The organism is Bradyrhizobium sp. B120, from assembly GCF_049075665.1.
Classification (GTDB): Bacteria; Pseudomonadota; Alphaproteobacteria; order Rhizobiales; family Xanthobacteraceae; genus Bradyrhizobium.
On record NZ_CP185242.1, the window covers coordinates 1,753,242 to 1,769,177 of the forward strand.

A 15,936-nucleotide genomic window follows, 5' to 3' on the forward strand; every position below is an offset into this window, starting at 1 on the left:
TTCCAAGCAAAGGGCATCACCGAGAGGGCATACGTAACAGCATGTCGCGCCGGAACCGTGGCCACACCCACTACTGCTCCAGCTCCAGTACCTACTACTACAACCGCTGCGCCAGCTCCTACGACTGCTTCTCCTGGCCCGGTGCCCACTACAGCCGCCCCTAATGGGAAGACCATCAAAGCCTGCACTGAAGAGTGGCGAGCCGACAAGGCTGGCTTCCAGGCAAAGGGCATCACTGAGAGGGCATACGTAGCAGCATGTCGCACCGGAACCGTTGCGACACCGACTACCGCTCCAACCCCTACGACTACGACTGCCGCTCCTGCGCCAGCTCCTGCGACTACGACCGTTGCTCCGGCGCCAGCACCAGCTTCAAGGCCAAGCGCTCAGCCTCCTTACGGTACGACAGAAAGGGGCCCCTCCACTGGATCGCCTTCTGGAGCGGGTCAGTTTGCAAGTGAAGCTCAGGCAAAGGCAACCTGCCTGGGTGACACAGTTGTTTGGGTAAACTTGCGCTCAAAAATCTACCATTTCGCTGGTACGCACAATTATGGAAACACCAAAGATGGCGCGTTCATGTGTGAACGAGACACGGCCGCACAAGGAATGCGCGCGGCGAAGAACGAGCAGCATCCGTGAGAAGGACAGGGACAACAGCGCGCAAGGCGGTGTTGTCCCGCTCCTTTCGGGCATCGTTAGGGGATAAATTTGCCAAGTGCCTAGAGCCAAGCCGCTACCTTCGCTCGCCCCGTCCAAAACCTTGATGCAATTTCTTGACCAAGTAACTTCGTCCTACTGTGAGCCGATTTTGGACGCTCCATGTGGATTTGGAAGAAATGCTTTGGCGTTGGCCGCCCGAGGATATGATGTAGTAGCGGTCGACAAAGACCTCGATTGTCTCGATTCACTCAAGAACACAGCCGCAATAAAATTGGACGGCCCCAAATGGATCAGGTCTGGGAAGGTTTTCCCGGTATGCGCCGACCTTAAGCCGAGCCGGTTACCGTTTGGCGAGTCGTCGTTTTCCGCGATCGTTTGCGTTCACTATCCGGTGCAGGAAATCATTTCAGATTTGTGCACCGCATTAAAGGATGGGGGCTGGCTGTACATTGAGACGTTCGGGGGACAGGGGCAGAATTACTTGGAATTGCCAAGAGCTGGGGCAATTCGACGTGCACTCGAGGGCCATAAGCTGGTCTACTACAAGGAAAGACCCGTCGGTCCCACACATCAAGAGGCGGTTGCTGTATGCGCGCTCTCGCAAAAGTCCAATCGGCCTCAAGGTTTTGACCAAAGTTGAGACCCCGGAGGCTTGCAACCGCTCGAAAAATAATGCTTATGCTCAAACGTTACTCAATATGACTGGGGGTCTCGATGTCTCTGAACTCTAAACAAATTTTTTCCCTCGGTGCCGCGCTGGCTTCGCTGGCCGGTACTCAGGTGGTTAGCACTGAAGCGCAAGCAACCGGCTCAATTGGCGACGTCAAAGCTTCAACAGTTGGTGCTGAGAGTTCGGCTGCACAGTTGGAGCCAAATACTCACTATCAGGTTGGTGAGGACCTTCTTGGCTTTGTGATGACGCAGCAGCCCGACGGAACGTTGGTTGCGCAGCACTCGTCTCACGCTTCCCATGCGTCTCACGCGTCCCACGCATCACATGCCTCAAGTCGCTACTGAGAAATACGAACCGAAAATTTCAACTGATCTGGATTTTGACGCAAGCGTTCAGACGCTGAATGCTTTGCAAGCGGCTGCATATCGTCTGATTGGAGTCGCTACCTGTCAGATCGAGGAAATTGACGGCCGGCTTATCTGCCGTCTTGAGACACGGGCGCGCGCAGTACGGGACGGTATAGAAGATGCCGATCAATTAAAGACGCGCTTTCTGGAACTCGTCACAGACGAGAACCTGAGGGCGCAGGTGGCGGAAAAGACCGCTGGCATTCGCAATGTAATTTTGGCGCTTGCTTTTGGTTCGTTGGCAGCTGACCAAAACAACAAATAGTCACGTTAGAATTGACTTAGCATGGCCCGCTTTGCTGCTTCTGAAGCTTTTGGCTCGCCGAGTGGCGAGCTTGCGCTTTTGCCATTCAATTTTGAACGAACAGGAAATGCGCAATTCCTAGTTTCAAATATGGTTGGCGATTTCATCCGACTGACCGAGGATGAAGTCAACAAGGTGATTGACCTTAAGTTGGCGCCTGGAGATGGGCTTTATGAAAAGGCCTACGCAGCGCACTTAATAACTGGCACCCACCAAAAAGCCCAGCAGCAAATTCTTGCGCTGCGTCTTCGAAGTCGTATGTCATTCTTGCGTGAGATGACCCCCCTTCACATGTTTGTTGTGACTTTGCGATGCGAGCACTCGTGCCCGTATTGCCAAGTCTCGCGTCAAAGTGCCGACCGCTCACGATTTGATATGAGTGAAGCGACGGCCCAGCGAGCGCTTGATATTGCATTCGAGAGCAGGTCTTCACGGATAAAGATCGAATTCCAAGGCGGCGAACCACTTCTAAACTTTGATCTGATCAAGAAGATTGTGCACGCCGCCAACTCACGGTCTGCGAGACTTGGTAAGAAGGTTGATTTTGTAGTTGCGACGAACCTAGCACTGCTTGATGACACCATCTTGCAGTTTTGCAAAGCCAACGGAATTCTTCTGTCAACATCTCTCGACGGACCGGCTGATCTACACAACAAGAACCGGCCAAGGCCGGGCGGAAATAGCTATGAGCTAGCCGTTAGCGGTATCCGCCGTGCACAAGAGGTCCTTGGGCACGATCGCATCGGCGCACTCATGACCACCACCGAGGCTAGCCTGGATCGAGTTGACGGGATCATTGATGAATACTTGAAGCTAGGCCTAGACGGAATATTCCTTCGCCCGCTATCGCCCTTCGGTTTCGCCATCAAGACAAAGCAATATCATCGTTATGACACTAAGCGTTGGCTAGGCTTTTTTGAACGAGGCCTTCGACGCATTCTCGAAATCAATCATCAAGGGACGGCATTTCGCGAATTCTACTCTGCTTTAGTCGTAACTCGAATGCTCACTGATAAGCCGATCGGCTACGTTGATTTGCGGAGCCCGGCAGGCGTCGGTATCGGAGCTCTTGTCTATAACTATGATGGCAGCGTCTATGCCTCTGACGAGGGGCGCATGCTTGCGGAAACCGGTGACAACGCGTTTCGTCTAGGACACGTTGACACGCACGATTACCGTTCACTTGTCCTCTCGGACACGCTGATCGATGCAATTTCCGATTCTCTAACACAATGCGCACCAGAATGCTCCGATTGTGTGTTTGAGAGTCATTGCGGCGCGAATCCCGTTCACCACCATGCTACGCAAGGCGACATGCTTGGGATTAAGCCCCTTTCGGATTTCTGCGAACGCCAGAAGGGGACAATGCGTCTGCTGCTGGAAATATTAGAGAACTCACCAAGGGACGCAGCAATTCTGCGGCGTTGGGCGGGCATATGACTCTTCCGCTGTTTGGAACTGCCGTTGGCTGGCAAGGATTTGTAGGCGAGCCTTCTAGAATCGTTGTTCGCCTAAGGTCGCTTGGAAGGGAGGAGCATTTTGACAGGCATGACTTCCATATCGTCAGGTCAAATGATGACTTGTCACGGTCAATTGAGGAAAAGCGCAGCTCAATTTTTGTGATCAACGATGCACTCGATCTCCCGACATCGAGCGTGAGCAGATTTGATCGAATAATCGCTGTACCAGCTAAGTTTGATTATCTTGGTGCTGGAGATGTTGTTGGCATTCACATTCCGACTGGAAAATTTCGGACTCTTTTCCGGAATAACTCGCGCCACAATTCGTTCCTCGTAACAGAGCGCTGCAACAATTACTGCCTGATGTGTTCACAGCCTCCAAAGGACATTGATGATCGTTGGATTTTAGATGAGATAAGAGAGAGTTTACCGCTTGTACCGAAGAGTGCGCCTACCCTAACGTTTACAGGAGGAGAGCCGCTCTCTGACTGGATTGAATTTATCGAAATCCTCGCGGATTGCCGTGATCTGCTTCCAAACACGGCTATCCAGGTCCTGACGAATGGGCGCGCCTTTGCAAGGTCCGAAATTGTCGACGCGTGGAAGGACGTAAATCACCCAAGCCTAATCGCGGCCATTCCAGTCTATTCTTCCGTAGATCACATACACGATTATGTGGTTCAGGCCAAAGGTGCGTTTGATGAAACGATCCTTGGTATCTTAAAGCTTAAGGATAGGGGACAACGTGTGGAAGTGCGTGTGGTTCTGCATGCGCACACAGCTCCAATCATAGCTGAGACGAGCCGGTGGATTGCTCGAAATCTCCCATTTGTCGATCATGTGGCGCTAATGGGAATGGAGAATACCGGCTTCGCTATCGCCAACGAGCAGTCGCTCTGGATTGATCCGATGGATTACCGCGAGAGCCTTTCCGAAGGTGTTCACATTTTGGCGGCCACTGGCATGACCGTTTCGGTCTACAATCTTCCACGATGTGTGCTTGACGTCTCTATTTGGCCTCACGCAGTTCAATCGATTTCAGATTGGAAGAATGGCTATACTGAAGAGTGCAATAAGTGTGTTGAGAAAAGCAGGTGCGGCGGATTGTTTACATCCGGACGCCCGCGCTGGAGTCGCGGCATTGCGGCGATTCAATAAGCTCAAGGCTTTTGGCTTCGTAGCTTCACGCCTGCTCTGTCAACGTTGGCTGGAACATCCTCCCTTGATAGCCGCCGCGCTTTTCCTGGCTTGTACGCTTGCGCATGCCCAGAGCGCGCTATCTGACGCGGAACGCGGAGCAATCGAAAAATCCCGCGAGTTTTGCATCGAGGCTCTTGGGGGACGTGACCGGCTGAACCGCCGAATCTTCTTCGGAGACAGCGACACTGCGAACTCCCTTCACGCGCGGGTGGACGAGTGCGTCTTGCGAACACTGCCTCGCTACCAGCCTCCCGCGAGCCGGGGAACGCGATGAGGACCTTTCCTCTGGCGCCATGACTCGCCAGCCCCGTCATCCCTTCGGGCTCTTCAGCCTTACCCCCTTCAGGCAATATATAGAAAGAGCTCACTAGGGGATTCGCTTTGACGGTTAGTCGCTTGTTATCTTGATATCTGCAGGAAGCGCAAGCGCTCATGACCGACGCGATCCATCGCCAGAGTCTGCAACCGTTTGACCGGCACGAAGCGCGGTGGACGATGATCAGCAGCGTCACTGGTGGCCCCAATCTAACCTTCGACGCGCATTGCAAATATATCACCGAAGCTCGACGCCGCCAGCTCCTCGGTGATCCACTTGACCTGCCACCGAACTTTCATCCAGCGGCGGTTAGAGTCTCGGGGTTTTGTACGCCGAGTGGCGCGGGTGGAGCAACGGGCGATCGGCGGAGCTGGTCGGGGTTGCGCAGCCGATCGCCCGTTGCGGTGAATGTGGCGGCGTAGGCCGCGGGGGTCTGGTATTTCAGCGAGGAGTGCGGTCGCTCCCCATTGTAGTCGGCGATCCATGCGGCGACCTTCGATCGGGCATCGTCGAGGTCGAAGAACAGCGTCTCGTTCAAGAATTCATCGCGCATGCGGCCGTTGAAGCTCTCCACAAAGGCATTCTGGATCGGTTTGCCTGGCGCAATGAAGTGCCAGTCGATGCCAGTCTCCTTGCACCAGACCAGCATCGCATTGCAGGTGAACTCGGTGCCGTTGTCGGAGACAATCGAGCCCGGTTTACCGCGCCGCGCGACGATCGTCGTCAGCTCCCGCGCCACCCGTCGCCCCGAGATCGAGGTGTCTGGGATTGCGCCCAGACACTCCTTGGTCACGTCGTCGACGATGTTAAGGACGCGGAAGCGTCGTCCGTTGGCAAACTGGTCATAAACGAAGTCGAGCGACCAGCGCGCGTTCGGCCTCGCTTCCAGAAGGATCGGCACCCGGACGCCAACCGCCTTGCGGCGGGCGCGTCGCTTGCGCACGGCCAGCCCTTCCTCCCGATAAAGCCGGTGGATGCGGTTGATCCCTGACGGCTCGCCCTCCCGCCGTAGCAGGATGAACAGCCGACGGTAGCCGAACCGGCGGCGCTCATTGGCAAGCTCGCGAAGCCGCCCACGAAGCTCCGTGTCCGGACGACGGCGGGAACGGTAGCGGACCGCCTTCCGATCCGCACCGACGATCAAGCAGGCCCGCCGTTCCGAAAGGCCCATGACGGCTTTCAGGTGCGCGACCCCTGCGCGCTTGGCGACGGGCCCTACCATTTTTTTGACAACAGCTCCCGGAGCGCTGCCGCATCGAGCATCTGCTCGGCCAAGAGCTTCTTCAGTTTGGCGTTCTCATCTTCCAGCGCCTTCAGCCGCCTGGCCTCGGAGACGTCCATCCCGCCGTATTTGGACTTCCAATTGTAAAACGTCGCTTCAGAGATCCCGTGCTTCCGCGCAAGATCAGCCGTCTTCGCTCCAGCCTCGTGCTCCTTCAACACCGCAATGATCTGCTCTTCCGTGAACCTTGCTCGCTTCATCTGTCCGTCCTTCGTCAGGCCGGACTCTAACTCCTTCTGGAGGAAATTCTCAGGGGCAGGTCACACTGCGGACGGGAATTGGGCCTCGATCCGAGCAAGAGAAACAAGAGGCCGGCTATCGGCAAGATCATCGATGATGGTCTTCTCATCGTGATCGATGATGTACTGAACCTGACGTGCGTGACCTTCGCCGGCAACATACGGGCATGGGCTGGCTTGACGAAGAAGGGAGCGGACTTCAGGCCGGGAGTGATCGAGCTTTCGCTCGACGGTGGATCCTGGGCTGAAAGCGGCTAAGTCTCACAGAAAAATGCTACCAGCGATGATGCCAATACGACGACCAACGCGCTTTGCGGCGGTCCGCTGACGGACGCGTTCCTCGTCGCGTCAAAAACCTCTTGCCGAAACCCTAAGGTTGTTGACCTGCCACCGAACTTTCATCCGGCGGCGGTTAGAGTCTAGGGGTTCTGTGCAGCGAGACCGAACTTTGGACCACCCGGTAGCCCTGCTCGATGACGTCGTGCAACGGCTTAACCCATGTTTTCAACTTTAGCCTCGTACTACGCGAGCCTAGCGTTGCTCGCCTCTGCATCTCCGATGCAGCTTCCTTGAAATCGCCATAAGCATGTAAATCGGTGAGGAGCAATCGCGTGCGCGGGAGTCTCCCTGTCTCCCTTGGGGCCGAACCGATGAGATCTGCTCCACCGTCGACGCACTCGCGGTCGATCGTCCGGACAGGAGTGCGTTCTCGGATCTAGTCAGGCGTGTAGCGACTCTTTGCCCAAAAGGTCAACGATCCGCTCGGCGATGGCCTCCTCCTCGATCTTGATTCCGGTCTTTTCCATGGCCGTGGTGAGCTCAGCATCCCATGAAGCGATGACGGGCCGTCCGCTGAGCGCTATTGCGAACTGAGGAGCGCTGTTGGCGGCGGCGACGTAGTCTGCCGCTGAGAAATGCCATGGTACGGCGTCGTATTTCGCAATCACGTAGTTGGCGATCGAAATTCCTGGCCAATCGTAGTCGCCATGGTATCGCAGATCTGCTCCCGATTCTTTGAGCTGTTTGAGAATGGTCCGCTGAGCCGCGCCGAGGTGGCCGTCGACGCAAACGACCGGAGGGCAAGCGGTCCTGAGCTGGTCGGCGAGGATTGCGACGAGATTCGGGTTCTCGCACACCAAAATGGATCTGCTCGCCACCGTCCATTCCGGCGGCCGCCGTGCGAGAAGCCGCAGTGATGCGTATTGTGGTTCTCCTGGCGAGATTGGCAATCCGCTGCACGGCACATTCAAGAACAGGGCAGGCCTGGCGAGTTCGTTCACCAGGATGCCGACCGCAGCCCATGTATCGCGGTCATCGCCTGTGTCTGTCGATGAGCGGCTTCGAAGGACGGCGAGCGTGAGAGTGGCGACCGGGCGGGCGCTGTCCAGTCCGTGAGCGTCTCCGAGATGCTCCGCCGCGATTTGAGCGCGCGGTACTCCCGCAGCGGGAAGCCGTCTGAGGATGTCTTCGGTTTGTCTGCAGATAAGGGACGCGGAATCCGGTTGATTGCCTGATAAGCGCTTTAGGACGCCAAAGTTGAGCGGCGAGGCCAAATAGGCGATCAGATCGGCGTGCGAGCAGCCGGCCAGAACGGCCGCCCAACTGTCGCGAATCCTGTTCAATTCAGTTTCTCGGTGGGTGATCGGACCGTCAAGAAGTTCGAGCGCAGCTCGAAGGGATGGTGCGATACCGGCATCGGAGAGCGCTCGGTCGACTGCGCTGACGTCGATGGAGATTGAAGCCGCCACGCCGCCTTTGCGACCGACCAGGGACGCGAGTGCGGCGCGTTCCGCTTCATTCAGCTTGCTGACCTGGATCGATGGGAGCTTGCCGTCGGCCGGTCCGAGCTCGTAACGCCTGCGCAGCCGCGCGCGCAGATCGGAAAGCTCGGCGCCGCCGAGGAGCCGGACCAGGCGTTCGTCTATGGCCGACGTCATGCGCTACGGTTCAACATCAGCCGCGCCGGTTCTTCCATCCTTGAACGCGTCTTTCCGTTCCATCGCCAGCGGGAGACGTGAATGGCGTCGAACTTGTCGTGTCTCTGGAGTTGGCAGATCGCGACGCCCGGCAGCGTCTTGTAGCAGGCCCATTCGCGTTCGCTCGTGATAACGAAGTCCAGATCGAACTCGTGGATCAGGCCCATGCAGTGCGCCCGGACGCCGTCGTCGATGCCGGCGTACGCTTCATCCAGCAGGACAAGGCGCGGCCGGGTGCTGTGCTCGTCGCCGTAGAAGCTTGCGACGGCTGCGAACATGGGAATGGTGAGACCCAACGCACGTTCGCCGCCGGAGGCGGGCTGAGAAATGGAAATCCACCTGCCCATTGCGTTGCGCTCGACGACGAAGCGGTGCCACTGGCGATAGTCGAGGGCGGCGGAAAGCTGCTCGCGGAGACTGCTGCCGCCAGACTCTTCGGCCTTCAGCCGCTCTTCCTCGATGCGTCGCTGCAGCATGGCCCCGATGGCTTGCCTGTCATTTTCGGTCCACAGATCCGCGTTCGTCTTGAGGAGACGTTTGCGGGCGTCCTCCAGATCGGCAGGAGCACCTTGCGCTTCAGTGAGCGGGATCCACCTCAGGCGGAAATAGGTGCCCGTTGAGGTCGGACGTTTCTCGATTTCTGCGTTGACCCTTTCGACATACTGTTCGGCGTCCTGAATGAGATTGCGGATTTGGACGGACATCTCCGACTGGAGGTGGTCCTCTAGAATCTTCGTCTCGCTTTCGGTGAGAAGGGTCCGACGCTGTGTGATCTCGGTGTCGACCTGTGCAAGGACCTCGGCAGGTGACAGTCCGCTCTTGTTCTGGACTGCGATGGTGACCACTAGACCGAATCCCTCGACATTCTTACTGTCGGGGACGTATCCCAGTTGAGCGAGTGCATTCTGGAGATCGACGTATTCGCCGTAGATCTTGGACTGCAGGCCATCCCACTCGTTGTCGCGGATGTCGCTGAGCGCTTGATTCAGATCTGCGGCAAGCCCCCGCGTCTCGTCGACCGTCCATGTCCGGCCAGTGTCGGGGAACAGTACGTTGGGGGCGCCGGCGGCCATCAGACCTGTTGCTGCGAGCGTTTGCAGATTGCTTGCCGCTCGCTGCCGTTCCTCTACGCGCATCGCCAGAGCCTGGGTCGCAGTTTCGTGTGCACCGACGGCCTGGGTATGCACGGCCACCGCCGAGAGCCGGCGATCGTCCGTGCTGTCCACGTCGGCCTTGGCATCCTCGAGCCGCTTTTGCGCACCAATGAGGCGACGTTCCCACTGTTCGGAGGACGCTCCCACGCTTTCCTTGAGAGCATCGTATACGGCGCGCGCGGATGTCGCAGATATCGCCGCGACCTTGACGTCCTCTGCTGCGGCGTGATGGCGAACGCGGGCGCTTTCCACACGCTCGTTGGTGTCTTGAAGGCTTTGCGCGGCGCGGATGGAATTCGAGCAATGTTCGACGACGATGAGGTGCGCGTCGCCGAGGGAATCGCAAGCGATGCGGGCCTGTTCGAGAGCTCGCTTGTCGCATGGAAGAGCGGTGTCGAGTGCCGCCTGCTCGGCGGACTCCCTGCACGCGTGCAGAGCCTGTCGTGCGACCGCGGTATCGTTTGCCCTTGTTCTGACGTTTTCAGTTGCCCGGTGCAGATCGTTGGTTGCCGAGCGCACGGTGTCGTGCGACTTGCGGAGATTGGTGTCCGGCGGGCAGGTCCTTTCCACCTGTTCGATGGCCTCGGTCGTGGCGCCATTGCTCGTAATCGCGGTTTCGAGACCGGCAAGTTGCTCGCTGAGGTCGGTCGCAGTGGCTTCGAGCTCTTCGATCCTTTTCAGTCTGGCTCTCTCCCGAGCCGAATGACCAATGTACGTGGCGCGGGATTTCTCCCATGTGCCCGAGAGTGCGCCGAGGCGGAAATGGCCGGCCGGCGATACCCACATCTCGGCGCCGTCGTCGGTGTCGGTACAGGAGACTGCGCACAGAAAAGTCTCGACGGCATCCTGGACCGACGGCTCGCCACAGTAAACAAGCCAGTCGGCGAGGGTCCTGCCGGTGACCAAGGGCCTCGAAACAAGCGACACGTCATGCTCGATCTCGCCGATGAACATCCTGCCGTCGGGGAGGATCCACGCGTCGAGAAGTCCGGATGCCTCAAGTGCGGCTTCGAGGCCGGCCCGAACGCCGTCGTCGGCCTCCGATACAAAGTCGACGGCCTGCCACAAGGCCTGCCCCGGGCGGCCGTTGCGATCAGCCTTGCGTGTGTACGGGATGGCAGGACGCTCGAATGAGCCAGTCTGCAGATCCGCGATCTGCTTTGCCACGGCGTCCAGTTCGGCGCGTACCGCAGCCTCCTGATGTTTCAGCTCGGCCAGCGCCTCGGTGAGCCGTTTGTATGCAAGTCGACACTTGGCGATGAGCTCGCGCGCGGCCGGGTTTTCGCCTTCGAGCGAGTGAGCCCATTCGACGAGGGCACCCACGACTTCCTCGGTCGCTATTGCCATGAGATGCCCGCAGTCCCCGAGATGGCGGCGCCACGCCGCGCCGAGAGCGTCGATCTCATCGTTCAGCGCATTCTCGGCGGCGGCGAGAGTCTTGCCGGCTTCGTCACGGAGGCCACGGGCCGCATTCTCGTCGCGCTCCGCGTTCGCCAGCACCGAAATCTTGTTGTCGACTTCGCGAAGCAGCTCGATAACCGCATCGATGCTGCTTCTGCGGCCCCTGATCGCGGTCAGCAGACTACCACGCTCGGATTGGAGAGTGGTCTGTCCATCGTGCACAAGCTCGCTTGGCAACGCGGAGTAGGACTTCGCATGCTCAAACTGGGCGACCATGCCGACGGATCTGGCGAGATCGAGCGCCTTTCTTCGATTGACGGCAAGGGTTTCCGTCGCACGGTCAAGGTCGGCCCTTGCCGCTTGCTGGCGTTCGGACTCTGTCTTCAGATCTGCAGCCGCCGTTGCGGAGCGTTTCTCGGATACAGTCAGCCGCCCCTCAGCCTCTTCCGCCAGGATCCGTTTGGTCGCAAGATCTGCCGCCTTGAGGCCGTCGGGATGTTGAAGGATGCCCTTGTATGCCGCATCCGCCGCTTCGGCTTCGCGTTTCGCGTTGATGTTGGCGGTTTCAGCCGATGTCGATTCTTGAAGCGCAGAGGCCAATTGCGCGGCGGCCTTGTTTACCTCCGCGCTTGCCTCTTCGAACTTGGTTCTTGCGGCTCGGACCTCGCGCGCAAACGTACGAATCCGAGCGCCAGCATAGCGGCGATAGGTTCGCTCGAATTTTCCGATGGCGGCGTGGACCAATTCATAGGATTTAAGCTGGCTGCGATCCTCTTCAAGGCGGCTCATGGCTTCCGCAATGGTGTCGATCATTTCGGCCGCGACCGGAGGTAGGGCGGCAGTCAGGGCGTTGGAAAGACGCGTCTCGTCGGGGGTCTTTGTAAGCTGCGGATGGCGAAGCTGAATGAGGGTGTCGACCAGGATGCGGTAACGTTCCTCTCCGAGTTGGAAAAGTCTTTGATCCACGGCACGGCGGTAATCGTCGGCACGGTCAAAGAAGTGTCCGCCTTTGTCAGCGAGCTCATCTTTCAGCTGCGTTCGGCGAAGCACCGCTCTTTCAGGCGTGATGAACGAGCAATCCTGACCGACGCGGCTTCCATCGATGATGAAGAACCAGCTTTCCACGTTCGCGCGGTCTTCGACCGCTTCCAGTCCACACGCAAGCGTGACGAACTGGTTGTTGCCTTCCTCGTCGACGCGCCCGAACTCGACCCAGACATATCCGACGCGGCGCTTGTGCCTCCCCATGAGGAGATTCCACGCCATCTTCTTCGTTCGATCGCCATCCGGCTCGACGCGGAACGGGCTCAGATTGGCATCGAAGAGGAATGGTAGCGTGAGTGCCAAGAGTTTGGACTTGCCAGCGCCGTTGTTGCCCCGATACACGATGTGTCCGTCGATGAACCAGAATTCCTCCACGTCATAGAAAAATATCTCCACGACGCCAGTCCGCAAAGGCTGCCAGCGCTTTTTGCCGGGAAGGGGCAGGACGGGGCCGGTGCTTTGTGGGTTGAAAGGAAGAACGGAGTTCATTCGTCGGCCTCCTCGGAAACGTCGGGCAGCCGATCGCTGTCATCGCGATGCTTGATGTCCGGTTCGCCCAGTTTGTAGCGAGAAAGCGCCGGCAGAACCTCGATGCTGTCGCCTTCGATGGTGATGAGCTTGAGTTGACTGAGACGGTGGATGGCAATCGCCGTCAGCTCCCGCGCGCCGGCTTCGCCCTGGGCGCTGCGCCGCCAATATCGGCCATACCGCTTGGCCGATTGAGCCACGAACCTTTCGATTTGCAGGCGATCGGGAACGCCGCTCTCGGCATGTGCCAAGTGGTCGGCCACAAGGAGCGTGACGTGGGCATCGGTGCCGTCCGCCGGCATCGCGACGTCACTACAATTGCCGTCTGGATCGCAAAGTGCAAGGCCCTCGGAACGGAGTTCGACGACAAGGCCGGTGCCAAGCGCGAGGCGGTTCGCCATCGCGCCGCGCTGATTGATGAAGTATTGCATGTCGGCCTCGTCGATTGTGCCGTCGTACACAACGGGATCGTCGAGAAGGCGCCTTGAGATGCGGTGCCGGCTGACATCGCGGCGGCCCTCGTCGGTCTCCGGCTGAATGTCTGCCGTAATGTCCGAGATCCGATCGATGGTTGTCTTGGGTGCATCGTTCTCGGGCCACGTGGATGGCCCCCGCACGCATGCAAGAATGCTCGCAAGCGGTCCGCGATTGACGTCGTAGAGGACGTCGCGGGACCGATCTTCCGACTGCCCGGACTTGACGAATGACTCGGCGTCTCCATCGATGGCGTTGAGTACGCCGAGTTCGCCGAGCGCGACGCAGGCCGATGCAAGGTTGCGTCGGTCGTGGATGTCCGCCATGTCGAGAATGAAACCGCGGCTGAGGAGATCGGTATCCTTTGCAAGGGACAGGATTTGGTCACCCAGGGCTGAAAGGGTGATCTGCGGGTCGCTCCGCGCGAGCACCGCGCATACCAGGCAGAAGATCGCGTAGCGCCTGCGGTTGAAACTTGCCCATCCTCGCGTCGGATCGCTTGTGTCGCTCGGGCGTTTCCACAGCCTGGCGTAGTCGCGCTCCACGCGCAGCGGCCATCCGGCCTCGCGGGCGAACCACTCCCTGAGGTATGCGGAGTGACGTCGCACCAGACGGAGAGCCTCTCTTGCTTCGGCGGTTGTGGGCGTCAGTAACGGGCGCATCAGGAGCGCGCGAACGGCCTCCCTGCGCTCGGCGTGTTCCTGCGTCTCCTGCTGGCGCAGGATCTCGCGTCCACCAGGGCGGCCGGTCTGTGCGGCCGCGTCATTCCGCGTGGACGAGGCGGCGCTCATGCGGCATCCGTCGGCGTGATGGTGATGCGGTGGTCGCGGCCGCAAAACAGGCCGTCTTCGGTGACGATCTCGGCTTCCGTGTCCGCGTCGAGCGGTTCAAGCCGGATGAGATAGAGGCCGTCGTTGGACTGGATCTCGGTGACGCCATCGTCGCCGGCGGCCTTGGTCGCGATGGCTTCGCCCAAGAGATCGAGGAAAAATCGGAACTCGTGCGAGTTTAGACGCCAGAGCTCCGAGAGGAGCAGGGGGCACCCGGTTGCGAATTTTTGTCTGGCTGCCTCGATCTGCGCGTGCTCTTCACCGACCTGCGCTTCGAGCTTCTTGCGTCCGGCGCTTCGATCATGAACGTGCGGGAGCCGTCCGCGGGGCATGCTGTAGCCGGTCTCGCGGAGCCGCAGCGGAACGACGATGGACGGCGCCTTATGCCACGGAATGACACCGGTAACGTCAGCAGCTGCGGTGTTTTCGGCGTAGTGACGCGCCGGGTTGAGCGCAAACGCGGCTCGTGCAAGTCGGTGGGCGTCTTCGTCGCCGTCGCAGTCGAGGAACCAGTGAGCAAGGCTTTTGAAGTCCGCCGAGCGGTCGCTGCGGCCGCTTCGGCGTTCGTTGATCGCGATGATCGCTGCAAGCAGTTGCGGAATCGCGGCGCGGGCGCGACTTCTGAGCTGTTCGCTCTGGGACCGCTCGCCGTTCGACCCGCCGACGAACCACATTCGCAGGCCCTGCCACCGCTCGTCCCACATCTTCAATTCGACTTCGTAGGCCGCCTGCTCTTCGCCCGGAGGTGCGTTGCGTGCCTGACGGCGAGCGACAGACTGGAGCATCGCGTCGATACGCAACTGAAGGGCATTGATGTCTTCCGAAATCGCACCGCTTCGGCTAACCAAGTCGCCGACGAATTGGCGGATGTACTCGATGAGACGCTGCTTGTAGTTCAACACGGCGTCCACGTCGCCGTCCTGCAAATCGACACCGCGGAGGACGCCGGCCATGAAGGCTCGCGCGGTCTCGGCCATGTTGTTGAACACCGTCATCAGACCGTTGAGGGTCTCGTAGATCTTGGCGACGTCAGGATCGTTGCTTCGGCCGAGATGGATCAGCGTGAGGAGGCTCTTGCCGATGTCTTCAAGCGCGACCGTCTGCAGTTCGCCGCGGCGCTGCATCTCCTTGGCGAAGGCGCTGAGCGCCATCTCGACGGAGACGCCGCCCTTCGAAAGCCGGTAGAGCATGCGGCGGCGATAGAACCCGCTCAACGAGGTGACGCGCGAGTTGTCGGCCTGGCAGTCGAGATTTCCCCACTCGGTCAGCTTGTCGAGGATGGTGTCCAGTTCGGACGCGGTTGGCGGCTCGCCCAGCCACTTTGCTTGCGCGAGAATCTCGGAAGGCCGGACGTAAAGCAGCAGTTGACGTTCAGCTGCCGCGCACACATCCAGGACGCACCGGTACAGCGCCGCATTATCGGCGGTGACGTGACGGAAAAGGTCCTGATGCGTGGCGATCTCGAATTGACCGCTCATGCATGCCCCATAACTACTTGAAATTCCTCGCAATGGTGGCCCGGTGAGCGGCGTCCGTCAAAGCAAATTAGCCCTAGACGACCGCTAAACACAGGAAAGGCCGATATCGGTGATGCATGGTTTGGCATGGACCTTCTGCAGGCGACGGCTACCCATGATTATTTACGCCGACCTCCCAAGAGTCATTTGAGCCGCACCCGCAGTGGGCATTTGGCCAGCACAATCGTTGCTGGTGTTCTTGACCGAAGACGACCAATGGATATAATGTTCATGTTATGTTCTGTCATCGCGGAAGGTGCATATTTCTGCCCGCGGCAGGTTCAACCGCATGCCGTCCAGGGATGGGATCCGAAACACTTAACCACTCATTGGTAGACTGGTGATCAGGCTCAAAGCCCTGCCGGGGTCGCCGAATCCTGTGAAATCAGGGCGAAGTCGAATAGATGTAAGCCCTTTTGTCCGATACAGCCCCATCCTTGATCGTTAGTGTCGGGTCTTGGAGGAACTCCG

General features: G+C 58.9%; 11 protein-coding genes. 6 read left to right on the forward strand and 5 right to left on the reverse strand.

Features of this window, described 5'->3' with window-relative positions:
• Nucleotides 1–763: 763 nt before the first annotated feature.
• The 5 genes from ACOIX3_RS08325 (at nucleotide 764) to hxsC (ending at nucleotide 4,662) form a co-directional block, all read left to right on the forward strand.
• A complete protein-coding gene (locus tag ACOIX3_RS08325; RefSeq protein WP_420969325.1) occupies nucleotides 764–1,300 on the forward strand; it encodes a class I SAM-dependent methyltransferase in 537 nt (178 codons plus the stop codon).
• A gap of 74 nt (nucleotides 1,301–1,374) precedes the next feature.
• Complete coding sequence (hxsA2, locus tag ACOIX3_RS08330; protein ID WP_420969326.1) at nucleotides 1,375–1,677, forward strand: His-Xaa-Ser repeat protein HxsA2; 303 nt, start codon at nucleotides 1,375–1,377, stop codon at nucleotides 1,675–1,677.
• Nucleotides 1,658–2,005: a hypothetical protein gene (locus ACOIX3_RS08335; protein ID WP_420969327.1), complete on the forward strand. Its 348-nt coding sequence runs from the start codon at nucleotides 1,658–1,660 to the stop codon at nucleotides 2,003–2,005. Before hxsA2 ends, ACOIX3_RS08335 begins: the two co-directional genes overlap by 20 nt.
• A gap of 21 nt (nucleotides 2,006–2,026) precedes the next feature.
• Entirely contained in the window at nucleotides 2,027–3,484 is a 1,458-nt protein-coding gene (gene hxsB, locus ACOIX3_RS08340; RefSeq protein WP_420969328.1) for a His-Xaa-Ser system radical SAM maturase HxsB, read from the forward strand.
• Nucleotides 3,481–4,662: a His-Xaa-Ser system radical SAM maturase HxsC gene (gene hxsC, locus ACOIX3_RS08345; RefSeq protein ID WP_420969329.1), complete on the forward strand. Its 1,182-nt coding sequence runs from the start codon at nucleotides 3,481–3,483 to the stop codon at nucleotides 4,660–4,662. The genes hxsB and hxsC overlap by 4 nt, the downstream gene beginning before the upstream one ends.
• Before the next feature lie 653 nt (nucleotides 4,663–5,315).
• Here hxsC and ACOIX3_RS08350 read toward each other — a convergent pair.
• Nucleotides 5,316–6,502, reverse strand: a protein-coding gene (locus ACOIX3_RS08350; RefSeq protein ID WP_420969330.1) for an IS3 family transposase whose coding sequence is annotated in 2 segments (ribosomal slippage) — nucleotides 5,316–6,250 and nucleotides 6,250–6,502 — 1,188 coding nt in all. Because the reading frame shifts where the segments join, the coding sequence is not laid out codon by codon here.
• A 78-nt stretch (nucleotides 6,503–6,580) separates the two neighbouring features.
• Here ACOIX3_RS08350 and ACOIX3_RS08355 point away from each other — a divergent pair.
• Nucleotides 6,581–6,799 (forward strand): hypothetical protein, encoded by a 219-nt coding sequence (locus ACOIX3_RS08355; protein WP_420969331.1) that lies wholly within the window; start codon nucleotides 6,581–6,583, stop codon nucleotides 6,797–6,799.
• A gap of 461 nt (nucleotides 6,800–7,260) precedes the next feature.
• Here the strand turns inward: ACOIX3_RS08355 and ACOIX3_RS08360 are convergent, their stop codons facing one another.
• From ACOIX3_RS08360 to ACOIX3_RS08375, 4 genes are read right to left on the reverse strand one after another with little or no spacing between them, the layout of a single operon-like run.
• The gene (locus ACOIX3_RS08360) at nucleotides 7,261–8,478 is read right to left on the reverse strand and encodes a TIGR02679 family protein (RefSeq protein WP_420969332.1); all 1,218 of its coding nucleotides are present in this window, start codon (nucleotides 8,476–8,478) and stop codon (nucleotides 7,261–7,263) included.
• On the reverse strand, nucleotides 8,475–12,605 hold the full coding sequence (locus ACOIX3_RS08365) for a TIGR02680 family protein (protein ID WP_420969333.1): 4,131 nt from the start codon (nucleotides 12,603–12,605) through the stop codon (nucleotides 8,475–8,477). The genes ACOIX3_RS08360 and ACOIX3_RS08365 overlap by 4 nt, the downstream gene beginning before the upstream one ends.
• Nucleotides 12,602–13,909, reverse strand: coding sequence for a TIGR02678 family protein (locus tag ACOIX3_RS08370; RefSeq protein ID WP_420969334.1), 1,308 nt, complete (start codon nucleotides 13,907–13,909; stop codon nucleotides 12,602–12,604). The genes ACOIX3_RS08365 and ACOIX3_RS08370 overlap by 4 nt, the downstream gene beginning before the upstream one ends.
• Nucleotides 13,906–15,426 carry a TIGR02677 family protein gene (locus tag ACOIX3_RS08375; protein WP_420969335.1) on the reverse strand — a complete coding sequence of 507 codons (1,521 nt, stop codon included), beginning with the start codon at nucleotides 15,424–15,426 and terminating at the stop codon, nucleotides 13,906–13,908. Before ACOIX3_RS08375 ends, ACOIX3_RS08370 begins: the two co-directional genes overlap by 4 nt.
• Nucleotides 15,427–15,936: the final 510 nt, after the last annotated feature.

Excerpts from the sequence above, each read along its gene's own strand:
- ACOIX3_RS08325 (WP_420969325.1), top strand. The coding sequence starts at position 764 with ATGCAATTTCTTGACCAAGTAACTTCGTCCTACTGTGAGCCGATTTTG.
- hxsA2 (WP_420969326.1), top strand. The coding sequence starts at position 1,375 with ATGTCTCTGAACTCTAAACAAATTTTTTCCCTCGGTGCCGCGCTGGCT.
- ACOIX3_RS08335 (WP_420969327.1), top strand. The coding sequence starts at position 1,658 with ATGCCTCAAGTCGCTACTGAGAAATACGAACCGAAAATTTCAACTGAT.
- hxsB (WP_420969328.1), top strand. The coding sequence starts at position 2,027 with ATGGCCCGCTTTGCTGCTTCTGAAGCTTTTGGCTCGCCGAGTGGCGAG.
- hxsC (WP_420969329.1), top strand. The coding sequence starts at position 3,481 with ATGACTCTTCCGCTGTTTGGAACTGCCGTTGGCTGGCAAGGATTTGTA.
- ACOIX3_RS08360 (WP_420969332.1), bottom strand. The coding sequence starts at position 8,478 with ATGACGTCGGCCATAGACGAACGCCTGGTCCGGCTCCTCGGCGGCGCC.
- ACOIX3_RS08365 (WP_420969333.1), bottom strand. The coding sequence starts at position 12,605 with ATGAACTCCGTTCTTCCTTTCAACCCACAAAGCACCGGCCCCGTCCTG.
- ACOIX3_RS08370 (WP_420969334.1), bottom strand. The coding sequence starts at position 13,909 with ATGAGCGCCGCCTCGTCCACGCGGAATGACGCGGCCGCACAGACCGGC.
- ACOIX3_RS08375 (WP_420969335.1), bottom strand. The coding sequence starts at position 15,426 with ATGAGCGGTCAATTCGAGATCGCCACGCATCAGGACCTTTTCCGTCAC.